This is a genomic window from Psychrobacter sp. AOP7-B1-24, assembly GCF_052376215.1.
Lineage (GTDB): Bacteria > Pseudomonadota > Gammaproteobacteria > Pseudomonadales > Moraxellaceae > Psychrobacter.
In genome coordinates this window covers 25,478-47,472 of record NZ_JBQSVL010000019.1, presented here as the reverse complement: position 1 = coordinate 47,472, position 21,995 = coordinate 25,478, and the positions used below count along the sequence as shown (strand labels likewise).

At 41.3% G+C, this 21,995-nt stretch carries 15 protein-coding genes and 1 pseudogene; 7 read left to right on the top strand and 9 right to left on the bottom strand.

Features of this window, described 5'->3' with window-relative positions:
* Together ACT3QP_RS06230 and ACT3QP_RS06225 are read left to right on the top strand one after the other, a co-directional pair.
* Positions 1 to 536: pseudogene (locus ACT3QP_RS06230) on the top strand (DNA polymerase III subunit gamma/tau); the annotation flags it as partial.
* Positions 537 to 761: 225 nt separating this feature from the next.
* Positions 762 to 1,661, top strand: coding sequence for a LysR family transcriptional regulator (locus tag ACT3QP_RS06225; protein WP_444524872.1), 900 nt, complete (start codon positions 762 to 764; stop codon positions 1,659 to 1,661).
* An 89-nt stretch (positions 1,662 to 1,750) separates the two neighbouring features.
* Here the strand turns inward: ACT3QP_RS06225 and thrS are convergent, their stop codons facing one another.
* The 5 genes from thrS to folE2 are packed head-to-tail and all read right to left on the bottom strand — an operon-like array spanning position 1,751 to position 6,995.
* Positions 1,751 to 3,706: a threonine--tRNA ligase gene (gene thrS / locus ACT3QP_RS06220; RefSeq protein ID WP_444524871.1), complete on the bottom strand. Its 1,956-nt coding sequence runs from the start codon at positions 3,704 to 3,706 to the stop codon at positions 1,751 to 1,753.
* 30 nt (positions 3,707 to 3,736) lie between these two features.
* A complete protein-coding gene (locus ACT3QP_RS06215; protein WP_444524870.1) occupies positions 3,737 to 5,107 on the bottom strand; it encodes a dihydroorotase in 1,371 nt (456 codons plus the stop codon).
* Complete coding sequence (locus ACT3QP_RS06210) at positions 5,097 to 5,657, bottom strand: gamma carbonic anhydrase family protein (RefSeq protein ID WP_444524869.1); 561 nt, start codon at positions 5,655 to 5,657, stop codon at positions 5,097 to 5,099. Before ACT3QP_RS06210 ends, ACT3QP_RS06215 begins: the two co-directional genes overlap by 11 nt.
* Positions 5,647 to 6,105, bottom strand: a complete 459-nt coding sequence (hisI, locus tag ACT3QP_RS06205) for a phosphoribosyl-AMP cyclohydrolase (RefSeq protein WP_444524868.1) — start codon at positions 6,103 to 6,105, stop codon at positions 5,647 to 5,649. Before hisI ends, ACT3QP_RS06210 begins: the two co-directional genes overlap by 11 nt.
* Entirely contained in the window at positions 6,093 to 6,995 is a 903-nt protein-coding gene (gene folE2, locus ACT3QP_RS06200; protein ID WP_444524867.1) for a GTP cyclohydrolase FolE2, read from the bottom strand. Before folE2 ends, hisI begins: the two co-directional genes overlap by 13 nt.
* 116 nt (positions 6,996 to 7,111) lie before the next feature.
* On the opposite strand from folE2, the gene ACT3QP_RS06195 reads away from it, so the two are divergent.
* From ACT3QP_RS06195 to ACT3QP_RS06185, 3 genes are all read left to right on the top strand, one after another.
* Positions 7,112 to 7,933 (top strand): D-Ala-D-Ala carboxypeptidase family metallohydrolase, encoded by an 822-nt coding sequence (locus tag ACT3QP_RS06195; protein WP_444524866.1) that lies wholly within the window; start codon positions 7,112 to 7,114, stop codon positions 7,931 to 7,933.
* Between the two features lie 249 nt (positions 7,934 to 8,182).
* On the top strand, positions 8,183 to 9,403 hold the full coding sequence (zigA, locus tag ACT3QP_RS06190) for a zinc metallochaperone GTPase ZigA (RefSeq protein ID WP_444524865.1): 1,221 nt from the start codon (positions 8,183 to 8,185) through the stop codon (positions 9,401 to 9,403).
* A gap of 312 nt (positions 9,404 to 9,715) precedes the next feature.
* Positions 9,716 to 10,867, top strand: a complete 1,152-nt coding sequence (locus ACT3QP_RS06185; RefSeq protein ID WP_444524864.1) for an iron-containing alcohol dehydrogenase — start codon at positions 9,716 to 9,718, stop codon at positions 10,865 to 10,867.
* Positions 10,868 to 11,030: 163 nt separating this feature from the next.
* Here the strand turns inward: ACT3QP_RS06185 and ACT3QP_RS06180 are convergent, their stop codons facing one another.
* Together ACT3QP_RS06180 and ACT3QP_RS06175 are read right to left on the bottom strand one after the other, a co-directional pair.
* Positions 11,031 to 12,212: an aspartate aminotransferase family protein gene (locus tag ACT3QP_RS06180; RefSeq protein WP_444524863.1), complete on the bottom strand. Its 1,182-nt coding sequence runs from the start codon at positions 12,210 to 12,212 to the stop codon at positions 11,031 to 11,033.
* 42 nt (positions 12,213 to 12,254) lie between these two features.
* Positions 12,255 to 12,446: a DNA gyrase inhibitor YacG gene (locus tag ACT3QP_RS06175; RefSeq protein WP_444524862.1), complete on the bottom strand. Its 192-nt coding sequence runs from the start codon at positions 12,444 to 12,446 to the stop codon at positions 12,255 to 12,257.
* 238 nt (positions 12,447 to 12,684) lie between these two features.
* On the opposite strand from ACT3QP_RS06175, the gene ACT3QP_RS06170 reads away from it, so the two are divergent.
* Positions 12,685 to 13,362 carry an SAM-dependent methyltransferase gene (locus ACT3QP_RS06170; RefSeq protein WP_444524861.1) on the top strand — a complete coding sequence of 226 codons (678 nt, stop codon included), beginning with the start codon at positions 12,685 to 12,687 and terminating at the stop codon, positions 13,360 to 13,362.
* Positions 13,363 to 13,433: 71 nt separating this feature from the next.
* On the opposite strand, the gene ACT3QP_RS06165 is transcribed toward ACT3QP_RS06170, so the two are convergent.
* Together ACT3QP_RS06165 and purD are read right to left on the bottom strand one after the other, a co-directional pair.
* On the bottom strand, positions 13,434 to 14,828 hold the full coding sequence (locus ACT3QP_RS06165; protein WP_444524860.1) for an ABC1 kinase family protein: 1,395 nt from the start codon (positions 14,826 to 14,828) through the stop codon (positions 13,434 to 13,436).
* Between the two features lie 338 nt (positions 14,829 to 15,166).
* Positions 15,167 to 16,495 (bottom strand): phosphoribosylamine--glycine ligase, encoded by a 1,329-nt coding sequence (gene purD, locus ACT3QP_RS06160; protein ID WP_192519184.1) that lies wholly within the window; start codon positions 16,493 to 16,495, stop codon positions 15,167 to 15,169.
* A gap of 464 nt (positions 16,496 to 16,959) precedes the next feature.
* On the opposite strand from purD, the gene ACT3QP_RS06155 reads away from it, so the two are divergent.
* A complete protein-coding gene (locus ACT3QP_RS06155) occupies positions 16,960 to 21,807 on the top strand; it encodes an NAD-glutamate dehydrogenase (protein ID WP_444524859.1) in 4,848 nt (1,615 codons plus the stop codon).
* The last annotated feature ends 188 nt before the right edge of the window (positions 21,808 to 21,995 follow it).

Below are 21,995 nucleotides of genomic sequence, written 5' to 3'. Positions count from 1 at the left end.
TTGAGCCTGAACCAGTTGTTGAGCCTGAACCAGTTGTTGAGCCTGAACCAGTTGTTGAGCCTGATGCAAATAATTCTCAGTTAACTTCTCAATATGATGACCCTCGTGTTTTACTGCGTTGTCCAGCTCAGGTGTTAACAGGCGAGTGGACACCAGAAAAATGGGACTATTGGTTACAAACGGCCCGCGAAGCAGATATCTTGGCTCCAGATGAGTTAGCGCTTGCTCGACAAGGTATGATGACAGGATTGTGTGACGGTAAAGCCGTCTTTGTGACGAGTGTGGATAGTCGTCATTTGCAGACCACATTTCAACAATTAGCAGCGAAGCTACAACAGCAATTTACTCAAGCAGATATTGACCTGAAAATCGATGGTAGTGTCATGATGGCTGAGGATAAAACACCTGAACGCCGCCAACAAAAACGACTAGTACAAGCCAAAGCGCTAGCAGAATCAAAACTGTTGAGTACGCCTGTGATGCAATATTTGACTGAGCGTGGTGAAGGAACAATGGGTAAAGTACATTTGTATTAAGCAGTCAGAAAAAGTATTGTTAAATTTATTTGAAATTCTATATAGTTGCCTAGTGCAATTTCCTTATAAATATCAAGGTGAGGCTATACTATCATCTTGATATTTTTGGTTTTAGGACTTGTAAAACACAACCAATCCAGTACCTTTGGTTACTATAAGGTAAATTAAAAGTTCGTTATAATGGTTAAGTTATATTAAAAACTGAAATACAGCTTAGGTGAAAGTATGTTAGATAATTTACGCGGTATGGCCGTGTTCGCCAGTGTGGTCGGACACGGTTCTTTTAGTGGCTCAGCTCGTGAGCTAGGTATTACTACCAGTGCAGTCAGTCAGCAAATCCGTTCCTTAGAAAATGATTTGGGTGTGGTATTGCTTCATCGTTCAACCCGAAAACTTAGCCTAACAGAAGCTGGTGAAAGCTTCTATGAAGCAGCCAAGGATGTAGTGAGTGCTGCTGAACAAGGTAGAATTAAAGTGAATCAGTTGCGTGATGAATTAGCGGGTAGTTTGCGTGTGGCGACAACTCCTGAGCTGGGTGTTAATCATATCTTGCCTGCTCTCTCTACGTGGATGGCAGCACATGATGATCTCAGTCTCACTTATCTGGCAGACAACCATTATATTGATATGATTGATGAGCGTATCGATATTGCAATCCGTATGAGTCCTTCTATGAATGACTCTAGCCTGAGTAATCATCCATTGACTGATGTGCGTCAGATGCTCGTCGCCTCACCACAATATCTACGCCAACATGCTAAGCTACAAACACCTAAAGACCTAGCAAATCATCAGCTGATTTGTATTGAAATCATGAAAGATGCTAACCAGATTGATATGGTTCAAACAGAAAGTGGAAAAAAAACGCGCATAAAAATGAACTCGCACATTTATACCAATAATGTCTTTATGGCGACTACTTTGGCCAAAGAAGGTCATGGTTTGGTTAGAATGATGGAAATGGATATCAAAAAAGAGTTGGAAAGTGGTGAGCTAGTTGAGGTTTTGACAGGGTATCAATTACCAAGCTTTGTATTATATGCAGTTACCTTGAATGCTGAACAGCAGCCAGCTAAGATTATTCGTTGCTTAGAAGTCTTAAAAAAGTACTTTCACGCTCATTAGGGCGTGTCTAAAATGAAGATACGCCCTAAGAGGTATATGATAAATAGTCTCTTTATTCAGTTTAACTGACTATCTATCGTTTCTTTAATTTACTCCTCAGCAGTTTCTGCAGCTTGACTGACCACTGTTGTCGCAAAAAAACCTGCTAGTTCATCTATTGGCAGTAATCCTAAGTCCGTACCTTTACTGGTACGGACCCTAACGCTGGATTGTTCCAACTCTTTTTCTCCAATTAGTAAAAGAAATGGTACTTTCTGTAAGGTATGCTTGCGAATTTTGTAGCCAAGTTTGTCCTTACCAAAGTCACATTCTACCCGTAATGATAAATCCTGTAGTCGCTTTAAAACTTGGTTGGCATAAGCTTGTTGATTTTCAGAAATAGTGATTATCATAATTTGGACAGGTGCAAGCCAAAAGGGTAGGTGACCTGCGTAGTGCTCAATCAAAATACCGATAAACCGCTCAAGCGAACCGAATATAGCGCGGTGTAGCATGACTGGTCTCTGTTTCTGATTGTCTTCATTAATATAGCTAAGATCAAAACGCTCTGGTAGGTTCAAATCTACTTGAATGGTGCCACATTGCCACTCTCTGCCGATCGCATCTTTTAGCGTAAATTCAATTTTAGGGCCATAAAACGCGCCTTCTCCTTCACTGACTTCATAAGCGATATCAATGTCTTGCAAAGACTGAATGAGGGTTTGTTCTAAAAAGTCCCATATTTGCTCTGATCCTATTCTATTTTTTGGACGGGTAGACACTTTGATAGCAATATTATCAAACCCAAAATGTTGGTAGATTTTATAAATCAAGCGGATGGTACTGACACACTCTGATAGCAACTGATCCTTGGTACAAAATATATGCGCATCATCTTGAGTAAAATGCCGAACTCGCATCAAGCCGTGCAGCGAGCCTGAGGGCTCATAACGGTGAACCTTACCAAACTCTGCCATTTTGAGAGGCAGTTCTCTATAGCTTTTTAGATCATGACCATAGAGGCAGACAGCACCTGGACAGCTCATGGGTTTTAACGCGTAGGTTTTTTCATCAGGGGTTTCTACCGAAAACATTTGCTGCTTATAGTTTTGCCAATGCCCTGAGATCTCCCATAGTTCGCGATCCATGACATCCGGTGTATTGACTTCAATATATCCTGCTTTTTCCTGCTCGTGGCGTAAATATCCCGTCAGTAATTGAAAGATTTTCCAACCTTTCGCATGCCAAAAAACAGCCCCTGGTGCTCGTTCGTCAAAATGCAATAAATCCAGTTGCTGTGATAGCTTTCTGTGATCTCTTTTTGCCGCCTCTTCTTGCTGTTTCAAATAATCGGTCAGTTGTTTTCGACCAGCCCAGCAGGTGACATAGATTCGTTGCAGCATAGGTTGACTCGCGTCACCTTGCCAATAAGCACCTGATACATGAGTGATTTTGAAGTGTGGCAAAAACGAAGTATTAGCAACCAAAGGAGACAGATAGACATCTTTCACGCTATCACTGTCACGGTCATTATGTGGCTGAAACAAAGTCACTGTCGATTCACTCTGTTCTATACACTGTTGTAGATATTCTGATTTGAGCGGATTTTCTGAGCTGAATAAATCGATAGCATCAGCTAGAGAGACTTCATTACCTACTATTGTCTGCTTTTTTTGAACCATACTTTGCATGGCATTCGATATCTCATTGAGATGTTCTTCGTTGAAATTAGGCGTTTCGGCAAAATCATAATAAAAACCAGTATCTGTGGTTTGATACTGTATGGGCTTGGCATCTGGATATAAATCTACTACCGACTTTACAAGCAAATACGCAAATGAATCGCGTTGCAGTGTTGAAGCTTCATCATCTTGAGCCGTGATAAGCTGGATGTGGCAGTCTTCAGTAATAAGATGTTGTAAATCAACATATCGGCTACCAACTTTAGCCAAAAATACCTTTTTGTAAGCAGGCGGTTTATAGGTTGCTAGTAAAGTTGCAATCGATATAGGGTCGTCAATTGAAAGTTGTTGAGCGTTTTGGTGACTGGTTATTTGGATATTCATAAGTAATCTGTCAATTATTAAATATAATGGTTAACGGTTGATTTCAAGAGATTGACCACGGCAATTTGGGAACAGCTGGTTTTGATGCCATGCAAGCTGTCCTGAGATGATGGTAGTATCTACAGAGTATCGAAACGCTTTATGTGCAAAAGGCGTCCAGTTACAGTGCATATGGTTATGAGTGTCGCTGACCATGACTTTTTCTTTGTTTTCTTTGAGCAATACCAGATCGGCCCAATAGCCTTCACGTATATAGCCTCGGTCTTTGATACGAAATAAATCTGCTACTTGATGCGATGTCTTGCGTACCATGGTTTCGATACTCATCTGTTTGTCTGCAACCAACTCCATCAACGCAGGTAAAGCATGTTGTACAAGAGGCAATCCAGCTGGCGCATTGAAGTAACTTTGCTGCTTTTCCTGCCAAGTATGCGGTGCGTGGTCGGTGCCAATAATATCCAAACGGTTAGACTCTGAGACTGCTTGAATCAGAGCTTGACGATCTTGTGCTGTTTTGATGGCTGGATTACATTTGATTAAATGCCCTAGCATTTCATAATCCGTATCATCAAAACTTAGATGATGCACACAAACCTCAGCGGTAATATGCTTTTTATCAAGTGGTAAGTTTTTAAACAGATACAGCTCTTTTGCTGTGGTGATATGCAATACGTGCAGCTGTGTACCGTATTTTTCAGCCAACGCAACCGCCATGCTTGAGCTGTCAAAGCAGGCTTGTTTGTCACGAATACGCGCATGCATCACGGCAGGAATATCGTCACCATATTTTTCTTTATAGTGCTGCTCACGTTTTTTGATACGAGGCGTTGATTCACAATGCGTCAGTAAGATAGTGGGCACATTCGAAAATAAGCGTTCAAGGGTTTGTGGGTCATCGACCAGCATGTTACCGGTCGACGCTCCCATAAACACTTTAACGCCACTCACGAGCTTAGGGTCTAGGTTTTCAACGATATCGATATTATCGGCACTGACACCGAAGTGAAAAGCGTAATTTGCCATGCTATGTGCTGCGGCATTTAGCTTCTTTTGATGAAGTGCATTCAAATCCAGTGTCGCAGGCTGTGTATTGGGCATGTCCATGTAGCTTGTGATACCACCAACCGCCGCTGCCATCGACTCTGACTTTACAGTACCTTTGTGCGCTGCCCCTGGATCTCTAAAATGCACTTGATCATCAATCATACCCGGGATCAGCCAGCCACCTTCTGCATCGATATTTTTTGCATCAGACACGCCTGTAATACTGGGCTGTATTTTTTCGATACGACCGTTTTCTATCAGTACATCATTCGTTTTTTGAACGCCTTCATTCACGATGACGGCATTACGAATGATGATTTTTGGTAGATTATTAAATGGTAGGTTGCTAAAACTCATTATGTAAGGCCTTATATCCTTGCACCAGCTCGATATTGGTACTCACCACACTTTCAGAAAAATCACTAATAGATATGTCCATAGGCGGAAAGTCACTCAAGTCAGTCGTGGCATGAATATGGCTGATAGCGGGAACATAAAAGCTATCCGGCAAGTCTTGTCCGTCGACAACGGCATTGTGTCTCACGGCACTTCTATTACCGACTTTGCAATTGAACAAAACGCTATTGAAGCCAATAAAGACATGATGTCCAATTTCGCAAGGTCCATGAATGATAGAGCGATGAGCAATAGAAGAGTTCTCTCCTATGGTGACGGCAGCTCCAGCTTTAGAGTGAATAACCACTCCGTCTTGAATGTTTGAATTGGCACCGATGATGATAGGCTCCATTTCACCTTGTGCGTTCACTTCATCAGCACGGATAACGGCATAGGGCCCAATGAACACATTGGCGTGAATAATAACTTTGCCACAAATAATAGCAGTTTGATCGACATAGGCCGTTTGATCGATGATAGGAAGGTCGCCGGATGGGTTTTTACGAATCATAAGAGGTCTTATTGGTATTGGATAAAGGGTTGCTTAAGATTGATACTTGTGTCAATTCTAAGCCTAGATAAAAACAACTGGGTCGAAAGGTGTGACAGGCAGGACCATGCTGCTGAACGGAAAACAAGACCGCGTCTCCATCACAATCTAACTTGGCGTCGATGAGCTGTTGGTGGTGACCGGAGCTTTCTCCTTTGCGCCATAAGGTTTGTCTGGAACGCGACCAGTAGCAGACTCTTTTAGTGGTTAAGGTCTCTATCAGCGCTTCAGCATTGACCCAAGCCATCATTAATACCTCTTTGGTTTGGACATCTTGTGCGATCGCTGCTATCAGTCCTTGATCATTCCAAGGAATATGATCCATAACCGTATCAAAACAATATTGCTGGCCTTTTTTGCCGTGTTCCATGGTCAAAAAAATAGACGTGTTTGTGTTTACCATTGCCATGAGCCTTCTGCGACAGCGTCATGCGCATGCAGGCTTTCTGCATGAATGACTTTGAATTTAAATCCTAAAATATTGGCATAGTCTAAGAATGTGTGATGTAGCCGCCGTACGGCATCTTCGCAAAACATCAAGTTTTGTCCGTTTGCCAGTGCAAAAGCCTGCTCATCGACACGCTTCACGGCTGTTTGTACAGGCGTAGCAAGAGCGTGTTCTGCTTGGTCAATAAGTGCAATGAGTGACAGTTCAGATACATCAGCTGAGAGCTTGAAGCGCAATTGGGCAATGCTGCGCTGGCTATGCGGCGTTGCAACAATGGCCTCGGTAGTTCCCAACCAATCGATAACCTCTGCTGCATTGGTCAGATCAAATCGCTCCTCTGACAAGGCTTTTTGAAACTGCTGTTGAATCAAGCTACGCGATAAGGCTGCTGAACAAGGACAAGTAGATGAGTAAGGGATTTCAACCTGAATCTCAACGAAAAATTGATGGTCAATAAGCTGGCAGGATAACTCAAAAGGGTAGCTTTTCCAGCCAGTTAGCGGACTGACTAACGCTGGACGTTCAACATAGAGCTGACTTTTTATGTGTAATTTTGCGTTGTTAGATAAGCCTTCGTGACTCTTGAGAAAATCCTGCAATGTCTCTTTGAGGTGAGAGATATTAAGGTTTTTTAATTTAGTTAATTCCAGTAATCGAATGTATAGCCGAGACATATGAATTCCCTTGACAGCTGGGTCGTCTAGGCTAACAAAGGCACTCATATGGCTTGGACAAAGTGTATTCTCAATATAAATGGGTAAGGCAATATTTTCCATACCGACCCAGTCTAAACGAGCAGAATAGGGTGGGGCCTTTAGATTAGCAGAAACATCAGGTAGATCATTAATCATTAATATGCAAAACCCAGTTGAATTGTTAAATGTTATGTTATAACATTACTAAATATTTGGCAAGTATAGCGATGCTTGCTGTTTCACCTATGCATTTTTAATGTAGATGGCTTCAAATGAAAAGTAGTGTCTTTATTTTTTGCTCCGTTTTTTACCCTATATGCTTTCTAACAGCTTGTACCCATCAGTCTGTTAAAAGTCAGCACGTACCGACAGTCATACCAAACGATCATTCAAACTATAATCATTCAAATCATAAGCATGCAGAAAAAAATCTGGCCAACCATCCAAACAAGCAATTGTCTTATAGACAATCAAACAATGATTTAGTGCACTCGCACTCAGTACAAAATCCAGTCCTAATGAATCAAAAACAAATTCCAGATACTTACCGTATATGGTTAAACAACAGCGCCAATCAGCAACAAGCTATTGAATACACTTCTTTTCTAGAAAGTAAGGGTTTGGCTGGCTACATACCAGATCATGAGTTTTTTCAAAGTGCTAGAGATTGGAAGAAGTGCGGTGCTGCAGAGTTTGAAATACCACCTACAGAGATATGGTCAAATATTATACCCACACTGCAAATAATGAAAGTACTCGTCGATGATAAAGTGATTAGTGATTTCACGGTTACGTCCGTGTATCGAAACTTCAGTTTAAACCGCTGTGCTAAAGGTGCTGATACCTCACGTCATGTGTTTAATACGGCGATAGACTTTCGGATAGGAAGTGAAAGGCCAGATACACTAGAGACAATACAAATTGTAGACACTAAAAAAAGACTTTGTACCTTCTGGCAGGACAAAGGAGCGGCGTTAAACATGGGGCTTGGGGTTTATAGTTCTGGACAAATTCATATCGATAGTGCTGGTTACCGAACATGGGGCCCTGATCATCGTAGTAAATCTTCCCCTTGTTTGTCTGGCAGTATCTGAGTCAAAAATGCAACCAGCTGATAAGTCAAAAAAATAACCAACAGACATGATGTTCATGATTTTACGTAACAGTATTTTTATGCATTCATATTTTTTAAGTACTTTTTATAACCGCTATAGTCGATTCAATTTAAAAGTAGTACCAGGCAACCGAGCGTCGGTGTCTATGTGATATTTCAAGCAAGGTTAACGCTGTAATACTTTTATAGTGGAATGGCTATATATAAATTGATAGAGAAGAGAAAGCCAATGAGTAATTCTTTAGCCATCGAAAAAAAACTGCCTGTGACAGTGTTGTCCGGGTTTTTGGGCGCAGGTAAAACCACGCTACTCAATCATATTTTAAATAATCGTGAGGGTAGACGAATTGCCGTTATCGTGAATGATATGTCTGAGGTAAATATTGACGCAGCATTGGTCAGAGAAGGTGGTGCTGAGCTATCTCGAACCGACGAAAAGCTAGTGGAAATGAGCAATGGCTGTATTTGTTGTACGTTACGAGAAGATTTATTGATAGAAGTGCGACGTCTGGCAGAAGACAATCGCTTTGATCAATTAGTCATTGAATCAACCGGCATCTCCGAACCGTTACCTGTTGCAGAAACCTTTACTTTCGAAGATGACGATGGTTTCTCTCTTAATGAGTTTGCCCGTTTAGATACCATGGTGACCGTTGTTGATGCCTTTAATTTTTTAAAGGACTACAGCTCTTACGACAGCATACAATCTCGAGGTGAATCGTTAGGTGAGGACGACCAACGTACTGTGGTCGACTTATTGATTGATCAAATTGAATTTTGTGATGTGATTGTGTTAAATAAAGTTGATTTGATTTCGGATGAGGAGAAAGAACGGTTACTAGCAATCATTCATTCGTTAAACCCACGGGCTAAAATTGAAATTTCTCAATTTGGCCAAGTAAATCTAGATAAGTTATTGAATACCAATTTATTTGATTTTGAAGCAGCCTCTGAAGCACCAGGTTGGCTGAAAGAGCTTAGGGGAGAGCATACGCCAGAAACGCAAGAGTATGGCATCAGTAGTTTTGTTTATCGAGCCAGACGTCCCTTTCATCCACAGCGTTTTTATGATTTTATTAACACAGAGTGGAAGGGTGTGGTGCGCTCGAAAGGCTTTTTTTGGCTAGCATCCCATCCTAAATTGGCAGGTTCTTGGTCTCAAGCGGGTGCAATGGCCAGACATGGTTTGGCTGGATATTGGTGGGCAACGATTCCTGAAGAGGAGTGGCCACAAGATCAGCAAAACCGTGAAATTATAGAAAGTAATTGGGACGAGCGCACAGGTGATGCGCGTCAGGAAATTGTGCTGATTGGTATGGAAATGGATGAATCAAATCTTATTGATAAGTTCAATAGTTGTTTGCTTAATGATGAGGAAATGGCTCAAGGTCCTGCAAAGTGGCAGTTGATGGATAATCCATTTAAAGAATGGACTGACTTGATTGCTTAACGTATCATATTTTTGTATTATTCTACTGAGGAATAAGCTTAATAACACTTATGTAAATAAACGTTACATAAAAGAAAAAAGTTTTTCTCAAAGAAAACCTAAATAAATCAGTTTGTTAAATAGCTATCTTATATATAGTGGGCGCTTTGTTTTCAAAAAAAGCGCTCATGATAATATAATTTAACAAACAAATCTTTGTTTTTTTTTAAGTTATGATATGATGAATTTGGTGGTCTAAAGGAGTCGATCATTACTATTCTATTTAGCTAAACGCCAAGTTTTTAATTAGATTAACTTAATAAGGATATTACCATGGCTTTATCACAATTTTTCATACCTTCCAATAACTTAGTCGGTGAAGGTGCTTTAGAAAAAGGTATTGAGCAGCTAGAAAAGCTCAATTGTAAAAAAATATTCATCGTTACCGACAGTATTCTCGAAAAGATCGGTGTCGTAGATCAAGTCACAAAGCCACTTGAATCAAAAGGCATAAAAGTCAAAATTTTCACCGAAGTTCAGCCTAACCCGACAGTAGGTAATGTCAATGCAGGTCTTGCCGATCTCAAATCGTTTGATGCAGATCTGATGATATCGCTTGGTGGTGGATCCGTTCATGACTGTGCTAAGGCAATCGCGTTGGTTGCAACCAATGGTGGCAAGATTGAAGACTATGAAGGCCTGGATCAGTCGAAAAAACCTCAACTTCCATTAGTATCTATCAATACCACCGCAGGCACTGCATCTGAAATGACCCGCTTCTGTATTATTACAGATGAAAACACCCATGTTAAAATGGCGATAGTCGACACCAATGTTACGCCTATTTTGTCGATCAACGATTCTGGTATCATGTCTAATATGCCTGCTGGTCTAACAGCAGCTACTGGTATGGATGCATTAACCCATGCAGTAGAAGCTTATGTTTCTACAGGTGCTAGTCCAATCACCGATGCTTGTGCTGTTAAAGCTATTGAGCTTATAGCAATCTCTTTACCGACCGCAGTCAAAGAACCTAAAAACATGGCTGCTCGAGAAAACATGGCCTATGCTCAATTCTTAGCAGGGATGGCATTTAATAATGCATCATTGGGTTATGTTCACGCAATGGCTCATCAATTAGGTGGCATGTATGACTTGCCGCACGGTGTATGTAACGCATTACTATTACCACATGTTGAAGCATTCAATGAATCAGCAGCGACAGAAAGATTGAATACTGTGGGTGAAATTCTGAGTGATAACAACAGCGACTTAGCAGGTTTAAATACGATTGACGCGATTAAAAAACTGGCAGATATCGTAAATATTCCTAAGTCATTAAAAGAACTTGGCGTTAAGCGTGAAGATTTTGACGAGTTAGCGACAAATGCACTAAAAGACGTCTGTGGTCTAACCAATCCTGTTCAAGCAAGCCACGAACAAATCGTTGGTATCTTTGAGGATGCGTTTGAAGCCCGCTCGTAACTATTTCTCAATAGTTCATATTCTTATTAACCCATAAAAAAAAGACATAAGCCAATAAGCTTATGTCTTTTTTATATTTAACCATTGATAAAGTATGATTGGCATATTTTATCAACTGGCTTTAAATAACGTTCCTTAAAAATCTTCTTTTAAACAGAAAGTTCTAAAAAGAAGGTTTTAATAAGTCAATCAAGCGTTCAGCTACTTGTGTGCTGTCCTCACGATCCATATTAAGCGGCGGTAATAAGCGTATTACATGACCACCTGTGACATTGATTATTAGATTTTGTTCATCACGAGCACGATTTACGAGCTGGCTACAATCCATGTCTTCAGGTAATACAATACCAATCATCATACCGGCACCGCGACTGCTGATGCCATACTGTCCTAGTGTATCAATTATTGTTTCACGTATGAATAGGCCTTCTGTGACTGCATTATTCATAATATCGCTGTTGGCCAATACGTCATACACACTATGTACCACGCGACTGGCTAGTGGCGTGCCACCATAAGTTGAGCCATGGCTACCAGCACCAAATAAGCCATTAGCACGGCCACTTACCATACAAGCGCCAACTGGGAAACCGTTCCCCAATCCTTTAGCCGTCGTTAGTACATCAGGACGTGCATTGCTGTGTTGATAAGCGAAATATTTACCAGTACGACCATTGCCCGTCTGTACCTCATCTATCATAAACAACCAGTTATGAGCGTCACATTCTGCTTGTAAGTCTTCAAGATAAGCAAAGCCATTGGCTGCTGTATTGAGGCCACCTTCACCTTGTATAGGCTCTACAAAAATGGCGCAAATCTCATTGTGATCTTGTGCCGCTTGATGAATGGCCGCAATGTCACCAAATGGCACACGAATAAAGTCTTCATCTAATGTGTAAAAGCCTTCACGTGCCTTTGGATTGGCCGTGGCTGACAATGAGAGTAAGGTGCGACCATGGAATGAATGCTCCATAACGATGACTTTCGGACGTTTGAATCCTTGTTTATGTGCATATAATCGTGCCATTTTTAAAGCTGCTTCATTGGCTTCAGCACCACTATTGGCAAAAAACACACTGTCCATCTGAGCGGCAGTGCATAGGATTTCTCCTGCACGTTCTTGCCAGTCGATACCGAATAAGTTACTGGTATGCACCAAGATGGATGCTTGCTGTTGAATAGCATCAGTCACATGCGGGTGGCAATGTCCCAGCCCACAAACCGCAATACCAGTTAACGCATCTAAATAAGGCGTATCATCTTTTGTGTATAACCAACTGCCTGAACCGCGTGTAAAGCTAATCGGTTGACGGTTGTAAGTGGGCATCAAGTAAGTAGCAGACATGTAAAACATCCTTAGGATGATAAGTGAATAAAAGTTTAAGGGTTATAGCTCGTCAGAGAAAGGCGTGGTTTCCGCAGGCAAAGTGTAATCTTCATTTGCCCAGGCACCTAGATCAATCAGTTTGCATTGCTTACTGCAAAACGGTTTGTATTTATTGTCCTGCCATGCAGTTTGAGTGTTGCAACGTGGGCAAGGATAGGTCTTTGGAGATAGGTTGGGAGTAGATTCGGTCATAATAAGTGTGAGAGTATCCTCGAGGATTTTTATATAATAAACATCGTGAGTAAATATAGCCAGTTCAATGTCATTGGGAAATGATGAAAACCGCTCATATAAGAACTAGGAATAGCCTAAGCAAAAATAAAATCATATCAAATAATAGTGAACCACAGATCCTACTATTAAAATCAATTAACTATATAATAGCATGTGGTCAAATAATGACAAAAGACAAATACTTTAAGGATAGTCGATGACTGAAAATATTGAGCTTACGCATCAGAAATTGCGTGCATTTCAACCGCAGAAACTCTCAGCACCTCGTGGTTTTATTATTCCAAAAATCATTAACGAAAACAAAGATGATATTCCATTGGTATTAGAAATTGGAGCAGGGAAGGGCAAGCATGCGCTTAGTTTTGTAGCACAGAGCCCTGATAAGCATTTAATAGCGATTGAGCGTACACGTAACAAATTTGAGGCATTTGCTAAACTGGCAGCGCTACAAGGTTCAACGAACTTAGATGCTATTCATGCTGATGCCATTGCATGGACAGTACATGCTATCCAACCAAACAGCTTGGCGAAAATTTTTATTCTCTATCCCAATCCTGAACAGCATAACCCCAATCAGCAGTGGCTAAACATGCCGTTCTTTGAGTTCCTATTGTCACGCTTGCAGGTAGGTGGCGAAGTCGTACTAGTCACCAATATTGAAGCTTATATGGATAATGCAGAACAACAGGCAACCAAGGTATGGTGCTTACCAAACACTCGATATAAAGTAGCGGCAGACAGTCAGCGTACACATTTTGAAGTGAAGTATCTAGCACGTGGAGAGACATGCTGGGAGTTGAGCATGTTTAAGCCAAAAGGGTATAAGACAAGGTTTGATGGTTGGAGTATAGAAAATACTGGTGAAGAAAAATAGCCTAAGCAAATAAAAACATAAATAAAAAAACTGCCACTAAAGGGCAGTCCAAAAATCGTTCGTCGTTTAATCTATAAAAAAGGCTTTACCAACTTATCAGAGTAGGTATGTGCGTCCAAAACTGTCAAAAAAGTATACGCGCCAATAAATTTTCGGCTAATGAACATAAATTCTTTTGGTGGGAGATTAAATTCAAAAGACTGCATGGCTTTTGATGCTTGAGTTGATAAACGTGAATGCAGTTTACTGTTGGCCCAAATATAACGACTATCCTGATCTAAGCTGTCGATTGGGATATCTGGGTTTATGCTAGGATCACTAAAGGGTTCTGTCGCCAGCAAAAACAGCGAAGCTACATCCGATCTAACTTTATCGCTCATGCTATCAAAGAAATCATAACCAGTCATCGCTAGTACCATTGCCTGATGGTCATGACGATAACCTGCTTTTAATAGACCATGGGCAATGGTCAATAGATGTTTATCGAACTGACGAATTGCACCAAAGTCTAGTAATATTAGTTTATCAATGTCATCTTGATCATCACTAACACGCACCAAATAATTTCCAAAATTTGGATCGGTTTGCATCTCACCCCAAACAAAAATCTCTTGCATCATGATTTCAATAGCGGCTTGACCAATCGCATTACGGCGTTCATGAGATAATAGCTGTAATTCCTCAGAAACCACGGTAATACCAGGCTCATAAGACATACACAATAGGCGTTTTTTTGAGTAGTTTCGATTGATTTTAGGCACTATATAACGTGAATCATGACTGAGACGATCATAAAAACGCTCTGTGGTCGCCGCTTCCGCTTCGTAATCAACTTCATGATGGAGTAGGTCGCGTATCTCTTCAAACCACGCATCAAGTGAACGGGTTTGCGGCACAATATTACTGACTTTTAATAGCTGTTTAAACAAGGACAGATCTGAGTTAATGGCTTCTGCCACACCAGGGTATTGTATTTTTAGTACCACTTGCTCACCAGTTTCTAATACGGTTGCACGGTGAACTTGAGCAAGTGATGCGGTACCAATAGGAACTGGATCTACTTTTAGGTCATTTAGTTTATCGCCCAACAATTTATGTAATGTTTGTTCAATCGTTGGCCATGATAGTGTGGCGGTATTGTCATTGAGTGTTTGCAGTGCACGTGTGATCTCGGGGGGCAAAATATGCTCGCCATAAATCGCTAACATTTGACCAATTTTTACAACAGACCCTTTTAGTTTACCAAGTTCTGTCGCAAGATAATTGGCTTGTTCTTCCATAAAGGCTTGATTGCGCGCTGTACGTGCTTCTTTATTTAAGAACATACCAGACACGCTATTACCTGCCCAACGACGACCAATATTTAAGGATGTTTTGGCGATCGACATTCGACGCTCAAAGCCTGAAGTTTTTAGAGTGTCGATTGATTGCTTATTGTTAGACGATTTAGACGTATCATTTGCCATAAATATAATCATTCAGTCAGTTGGTACTGATTTGTGGGTAAGGGAACTACAAATCAAGGGAGATACGATATACAGGTACAAAATTGTATCATATAAAGCGTACTTGGTTGATGCCTCTATGATACTAATAGCAGTTACTCTGTACGACGTTGTCTTACAATATATAATTTTGTAGAAACAAGTATTTTCAGAAACAGTTCTTTTTAGAAATCTAAATTTTAGAAATCTAGCACGGTCGTGAATATTATATTTTTAATCTTACAAAATAAGACCTAGCATCATGCTAGGTCAAATAATAGAGTGCAGAATTTTTTATTAATTTAAGACAAACCACTCAATTATTGAGCGTTTTCACGAGTAACAGCATGGTGACCGATATCACGGCGATATTGCGCACCATCAAAACTAATCGCACCTGTTACAACTAGTGCTGCTTGTTGAGCATCAGCAATATTGTCTGCTAATGCCGTTACGCATAGCACACGACCACCGTTGGTAATGACTTCTTTCTCAGAATCTCCAGCATTACTGTCAGAAAATGCAGTGCCCGCATGGAATACTTTCACAGCATTGTCATCATTGCTGCCTAACGCTGGTAAGCCAGTAATAACATCGCCTTTTGAAGACGTTTCTGGATAGCCTTTAGACGCCAAAACAATGCCCAGAGCAGGGCGTTTATCCCATTTAGCCTCACTAGGCAATTGACCAGCCAGTCCTTGTTCGACCAAATCTACCATTGAAGACTGTAGACGCATCAAAATGGGCTGTGTCTCTGGATCACCAAATCGGCAGTTGAATTCGATAACATAAGGATCACCTGCGTCATCAATCATCAGTCCCGCATATAAAAAACCAGTATAAGGATGTCCAGCATTTTTCATGGCATCAACCACCGGCTGAATGACTTGGCTCATGACCTTGTCATGTACATCCTGAGTCACAACTGGTGCAGGAGAGTAGGCACCCATGCCACCAGTGTTCGGTCCTGTATCACCTTCAAAGGCTCGCTTATGATCTTGACTGGTTGCCATCGGTAAGATGTTGTCACCATCAATCATGCAGATAAAGCTGGCTTCTTCGCCTTGTAAAAACTGCTCGATAACCACACGACTGCCCGCATCCCCAAATTTATTGTCTGCTAGCATGTCGTCGATTGCTTCATGTGCTTGCTCGATAGTTTCGGCAACGATGACGCCTTTACCAGCCGCTAAACCATCAGCCTTGATAACAATTGGCGCGCCTTGTTTACTAACATAGGCTTTGGCAGCCGTTGCTTCTGTAAAACCTTGATAAGCAGCCGTTGGAATGTTGTTCTGTGCCATAAACTCTTTGGCGAAAGTTTTTGAGCCTTCTAGTTGTGCACAGTAAGCAGTCGGGCCCCATACTTTGATATTAGCATCACGGCAGGCATCAACGATTCCTGTGACTAAAGGTGCTTCTGGTCCAATGATAACCATGTCGATAGCATTATCTTGGCAAAAACTTATTACAGCACTGTGTTCATCAGCACCAGCGACTGGTTCTAAAGTAATATTCTGACATTTAGGCTCAAGTGCAGTACCAGCGTTACCAGGAGCGACGTAAACATTATCGACTTTATCGTCTTTTGCGCACTGCCATGCTAGCGCATGTTCGCGACCACCTGAGCCAATCACCAAAATATTCATCATACGTCTCGCCCTTAGCGTTAAAATTAATAATGAGTGAGTCACACACTCGTAAATACATCGGCATATTCTAACAAAAAAGTCGTACTGATTGCCATGAGTATCCACCTACTAGTGCGCAGTCACCTATAAATTCGAAAGCTGTTTCATTAGAAAAGGTTATTGATGTCTTGCTAATTCATGAAATGAAGTTGCAAACGTCTGCTAGCGCCTTAGTTACGTTACACTTCAATAAATTAAGGGGGTGAGGGTCACTTGAATATCACTTAGCCCTATGACATTAAAATAGAAACAGGGGAGAAACGTAAAAAAGTAATAAAAAACAGAATAATTTTTATAAATGGATATACTGCATCGCGGCATAAACAACATTCAATATATGCAGGCAGTATTAGTAAGTAAACGCATGACTTAATTTACATAAATAATGGATCAACCAAACCTATAAAAAAGGAAAAAATAAAATGCCAAACTCTCTCAGTATCGCAACAGAGCGCATCAGCCAAATAAGCGATATTGCTACCAGTTACGTACAAAAAGACAAATCGCTATTTGATCACTTTATTCATAGCTACTACCAACCTTTGCATCAAGAAGTGGCAAAAAATATCAATAATGCTGATCTAGCAGGTATGGCGCTGCATCATTTTACCCTGCTTAAAGCTTATGAAGGCAATTACCCGCAATTGACAGTGTTGAACCCCAAAGCGGAAGAGCAGCACTTTCACAGCTCGCACACAGTTATTCAAATTGTGGCTTATGATCGACCTTTCCTAGTCGATACAATTTTGATGAGCTTAGAAGCGGAAGGTATCGATATTCATCGTACTTATAATATTATTATCAATGTTGAACGTGATGATAATGATCAAATTACGCATATTGAAAGTGCCAATGAAAGTGCGACGTCTCATCTGTCTTTGATTCATTGTGAGATTGCTTATCAAGATAACAAAGACTTAGAATCTTTACAGCAGATGCTACGAGCAAAAATTGATACGCTAGATACAGTCGTTGGTGATTGGGCACAGATGCGAGCACAGTTGACTCATATTAAAGATGAGCTGTCTCATAAACAGTTACCAGAAGCATTTTATTCTCATCAAGAAATACAGGCGTTTTTAGATTGGGTATTAGACGATCATTTTATATTTCTCGGATATCGAGAGTATCGCTTAGAAGGTGGACAAGCAGTAGAGGTGGATAAGAATCCTACTGCCTTAGATTTATTTGCTATTGGTAATAGCGGTTTGGGTCTCTTACGTGGTTCTGAAGAAGATAAATTATCACAAAGTTTTAGCCAACTACCTAAAGTATTAAAGCAACTATTGACTGAGCCAAGAGTATTGATGCTGTCTAAATCAAGCCGTGTATCACCTGTGCATCGTCCTGTATATATGGATTTTTTGGGTATTCATAAATTTGATGACAACGGTAAGCTGGTTGGTGAGTATCGATTCATTGGCTTGCTAACCTCACAAGCGTATCAACTGACCGTACAACAAATACCATTATTGCGTGAAAAAGCCAATAAAATAATGGCGATGGCAGAGTTGCCACGTGATGGTCATGCACATCACAAAATGATGCATGTTATTAATACTTTACCGCGTGATGATTTGTTTCAAGCCAGCGTTGAAGAGTTATATCCAATTGTTTCAGGCATTAGTCAATTACAAGATAAAAAAAGCCTGCGTCTATTCAGCCGTATTGATCATTATCAGCGTTTTGTGTCCTGTTTGGTCTATATTCCACGTGACAAGTTCAACACTGAACTGCGTATCAAGGTACAAAACGTACTAAAAGACGCTTATGGTGGAACTTCGTCTGGCTTTACCACTGAATTCAATGAGTCTGAACATGCTCGTGTACATGTTCATGTGCGCACAGTACCAGGTCAAGTAAATGAGGTTGACACACCTGCGCTTGAGGCTAAATTATCTGAGTTGATGCAATCATGGACTGATAACTATCAGAAAGTACTGCTCGATAATGTCGGTGAGCAACAAGCCAATGCTTTAAATCGTCGATTCTTAAATTATATTCCCGCCGCATATCAAGAGCGTTTTGATGCTCGTACTGCCGTTGAAGACACCAAGCGTTTGGCTGTATTAACGACAGAGCAACCAATGATTTGGCACTTGTACCAATCAACGGGTGATGCAAGCAACCAGCTGCACCTAAAGCTTTATGGTCGTGAGCAACCTGTTATTTTGTCCAAAGTACTGCCGATTCTCGAAAACTTCGGTGTATCAGTCATCTCAGCACAAACCTATGAGTTTGACTTACCAGAGCAGCCTATTTGGATGCAAGAGTATGAGCTGACGCTTGAGCATGTTGATGCTGTCAATATGCAAGTGGTACGTGGTCAGTTTGAAGACAGCCTCAAACAAATTTGGGCTGGAAAAGTTGAGAGCGACTCCTTTAATGAGTTGGTATTGACGACCAACTTGGACACCTATGGCGTGGTCTTACTACGAGCATTATCGCGTTATATGTTACAAGCTCGAGCACCATTCTCTAGCAATTACATTCAACAAACTGTGGTCAAGAATAGCGATATCAGTGTGGCACTAGCCAGCCTGTTCAATGCCCGCATGAATCCAAAACACAACGAAGATGAGAGAATACAGAAAGCTGCGCAAATACAAGAAAAAATTATCGCAGCGCTAGCAGATGTGGACAGTCTAGATGAAGACCGTATCTTACGTTGGTATTTAGATTTGATTAACGCCATGGTTCGTACCAACTTTTATCAAACAGATGAAAATGGTCAACGCAAAGACCGTTTGTCATTTAAGTTCTTGGCAGCAGATATACCGAACTTGCCAAAACCAAAACCGATGTTTGAAATATTTGTTTACTCACCGCGCGTAGAAGCCGTGCATTTACGTGGTGGCAAAGTTGCCCGTGGTGGTTTGCGCTGGTCAGATCGTATGGAAGATTTCCGTACGGAAGTGCTTGGCTTAGTCAAAGCACAGATGGTGAAAAACGCAGTCATTGTACCCGTTGGTTCAAAAGGTGGATTTATCGTCAAAACCAAATCCATGGCTGATGGTCGTGAAGCATTTCAAGCAGAAGGTATCGCCTGTTATCAGACGTTCTTGCGCGGCATGCTCGACGTCACGGATAATATTGTCGATGGAAAAATCGTCCCGCCAGCCAATACTGTCAGACATGATGAAGATGATCCGTACTTAGTTGTTGCCGCCGATAAAGGGACAGCGACTTTCTCTGATATCGCCAATGCCTTAGCAGCAGAATATAATTTCTGGCTTGACGATGCCTTCGCTTCAGGTGGTTCAGTAGGTTACGATCACAAAGCAATGGGCATTACGGCACGTGGTGGTTGGGAGTCGGTTAAGCGTCACTTCCGTATGCGCGGTATGGATATCCAAAACCGTGATGACTTTACCGTGGTCGGTATCGGCGATATGAGTGGTGATGTATTCGGTAACGGCATGCTGCTCTCAACACATACCAAGCTGGTCGCTGCCTTTAACCATCTACATATATTTATTGATCCAAATCCAGACACTGCGGCTTCTTATGCCGAGCGCGCACGTTTATTTGAGTTGCCACGCTCATCATGGGCAGATTATGAAGCATCACTAATCAGCCAAGGTGGTGGTATATTCTCACGCCAAGACAAAAAAATTGCCATCAGTGCAGAGATGAAAGCTGTTTTTGATATTAATGAAGACAGTCTTGCACCTAATGATTTAATCAGTGCCTTATTGAAATCACCTGTTGATCTCATTTGGAACGGTGGTATTGGTACGTATGTTAAAAGTGCTAATGAAACCCATGCTGATGTCGGTGACCGTGCCAATGACTCGCTACGGATTGACGGCAATGAGCTGCGCTGTGCGGTGATCGGTGAGGGCGGTAACTTAGGATTCACCCAGCAAGGCCGTATCGAATATGCACAAACGGGCGGCCGTGTCTATACCGATGCTATCGATAACTCAGGCGGGGTTAATTGTTCGGATCATGAAGTCAATATCAAAATATTATTGGGTAAAGTGGTTGCACAAGGTGACATGACCTTAAAGCAGCGTAACGAGCTGTTAGAGAGCATGACCGATAACGTGTCAGAGTTGGTATTACGCCAAAACTACCTGCAACCTCAAGCAATTGAACTAAGCCGTATTCGAGCTTCAGAAAATCTAAGCGATCATCAACGCTTTATTCAGATGCTAGAAGGTGAGGGACGTCTGGATCGTGCGATTGAATACCTACCATCTGATGAAGAAATTGCAAAACGTCAAAAATCCAATACAGGTCTAACCAATCCTGAATTGGCAGTCGTGATGGCTTATGGCAAAATGTGGGTCTATGACAACTTGTTGTCTTCTGACTTACCAGATGATCCGTACTTCATTAATGAATTGCGTAAGTACTTCCCTGATGAGTTGGCCTCACGCTTCTTTGATGAGATGACTCAACATCGCTTGCATCGTGAAATCATCAGTACGTATTTGACCAATAGTGTGGTTAATCGCCTGGGTATCGAAGCATTATTCCGTCTCTATGAGGAAACAGATCAGTCACTCGCAACCATCGTACGTGGTTATGCGATTAGTCGTGATGTTTTTGATGTCTCAAAAGCTTGGAAAACGCTCGAATCATTAGACAATAAAGTCGATGCGACCGTACTGCTAAACCTTGAGCTACGTCTGCGTGATGCACTTGAGAGTGGTGTTGTTTGGTTTATCAATGCCTTTGGCCAAGATTTGCAAGTCTCTGATATGATCAGCCGATTTAATGATAGTGTCGAAAAGCTTACCAAGCCAGATGGTTTCATCGAGCAGAAATTTGCAGAATATTTGCAAAAAGACACCTCCAAATTGATGCAAGACGACCTGTCTAACAGTGATGCGGCATTATTTGCTATGATGCCTTATCATGTGGACGCGCTTGATACAGCCCTCTTAGCAGAATTATATGAGCGTCCTGTTGATGAAATTGCTACGCTATACTTTGAAGCCTATCATGTTTTGCAATTAGATTGGATGGCGGATAACATCGCTACTTTACCGCAGCAAGGTTATTGGGATCGTCGTGCCCGCCATGCATTGATGAATGAGTTGTCACGCAGTTTACGTCTACTGATGGATGCTATGTTATCCAAACCAGATGCGAAACAAGCGTTTGACGAGTGGCGCTCACGTCATTTAGATCATTTGGAGTCTGTCATAGCAGAGATGAGAAAGTTAGATCAACTGCATGCCAATGATGCAGATCGTCAGATCACGCTGTCAACATTGTCAGTGTTGATGAGCGAGCTGAGCGGCTTGGTCACGAAATAGGCAGTAGGTAAATAGGTAGCCAGTTATCTAAACAATAATAATTTACCTGCACAAAAAAACCACTGCTATTAAATAGCGGTGGTTTTTTATGGTCATACACATGGTTATATAGGCGTAATAGACAAAATTTCTCATCAGTCGTTATAGTCCGAAAACTACTTAGACTTCTTTGAATATAGAGGTTATAA

What these genes read in the sequence shown, in the direction of transcription:
- ACT3QP_RS06225 (WP_444524872.1), top strand. Translation starts at nt 762, where the DNA reads ATGTTAGATAATTTACGCGGTATGGCCGTGTTCGCCAGTGTGGTCGGA.
- thrS (WP_444524871.1), bottom strand. Translation starts at nt 3,706, where the DNA reads ATGAATATCCAAATAACCAGTCACCAAAACGCTCAACAACTTTCAATT.
- ACT3QP_RS06215 (WP_444524870.1), bottom strand. Translation starts at nt 5,107, where the DNA reads ATGAGTTTTAGCAACCTACCATTTAATAATCTACCAAAAATCATCATT.
- ACT3QP_RS06210 (WP_444524869.1), bottom strand. Translation starts at nt 5,657, where the DNA reads ATGATTCGTAAAAACCCATCCGGCGACCTTCCTATCATCGATCAAACG.
- hisI (WP_444524868.1), bottom strand. Translation starts at nt 6,105, where the DNA reads ATGGCAATGGTAAACACAAACACGTCTATTTTTTTGACCATGGAACAC.
- folE2 (WP_444524867.1), bottom strand. Translation starts at nt 6,995, where the DNA reads ATGATTAATGATCTACCTGATGTTTCTGCTAATCTAAAGGCCCCACCC.
- ACT3QP_RS06195 (WP_444524866.1), top strand. Translation starts at nt 7,112, where the DNA reads ATGAAAAGTAGTGTCTTTATTTTTTGCTCCGTTTTTTACCCTATATGC.
- zigA (WP_444524865.1), top strand. Translation starts at nt 8,183, where the DNA reads ATGAGTAATTCTTTAGCCATCGAAAAAAAACTGCCTGTGACAGTGTTG.
- ACT3QP_RS06185 (WP_444524864.1), top strand. Translation starts at nt 9,716, where the DNA reads ATGGCTTTATCACAATTTTTCATACCTTCCAATAACTTAGTCGGTGAA.
- ACT3QP_RS06180 (WP_444524863.1), bottom strand. Translation starts at nt 12,212, where the DNA reads ATGTCTGCTACTTACTTGATGCCCACTTACAACCGTCAACCGATTAGC.
- ACT3QP_RS06175 (WP_444524862.1), bottom strand. Translation starts at nt 12,446, where the DNA reads ATGACCGAATCTACTCCCAACCTATCTCCAAAGACCTATCCTTGCCCA.
- ACT3QP_RS06170 (WP_444524861.1), top strand. Translation starts at nt 12,685, where the DNA reads ATGACTGAAAATATTGAGCTTACGCATCAGAAATTGCGTGCATTTCAA.
- ACT3QP_RS06165 (WP_444524860.1), bottom strand. Translation starts at nt 14,828, where the DNA reads ATGGCAAATGATACGTCTAAATCGTCTAACAATAAGCAATCAATCGAC.
- purD (WP_192519184.1), bottom strand. Translation starts at nt 16,495, where the DNA reads ATGAATATTTTGGTGATTGGCTCAGGTGGTCGCGAACATGCGCTAGCA.
- ACT3QP_RS06155 (WP_444524859.1), top strand. Translation starts at nt 16,960, where the DNA reads ATGCCAAACTCTCTCAGTATCGCAACAGAGCGCATCAGCCAAATAAGC.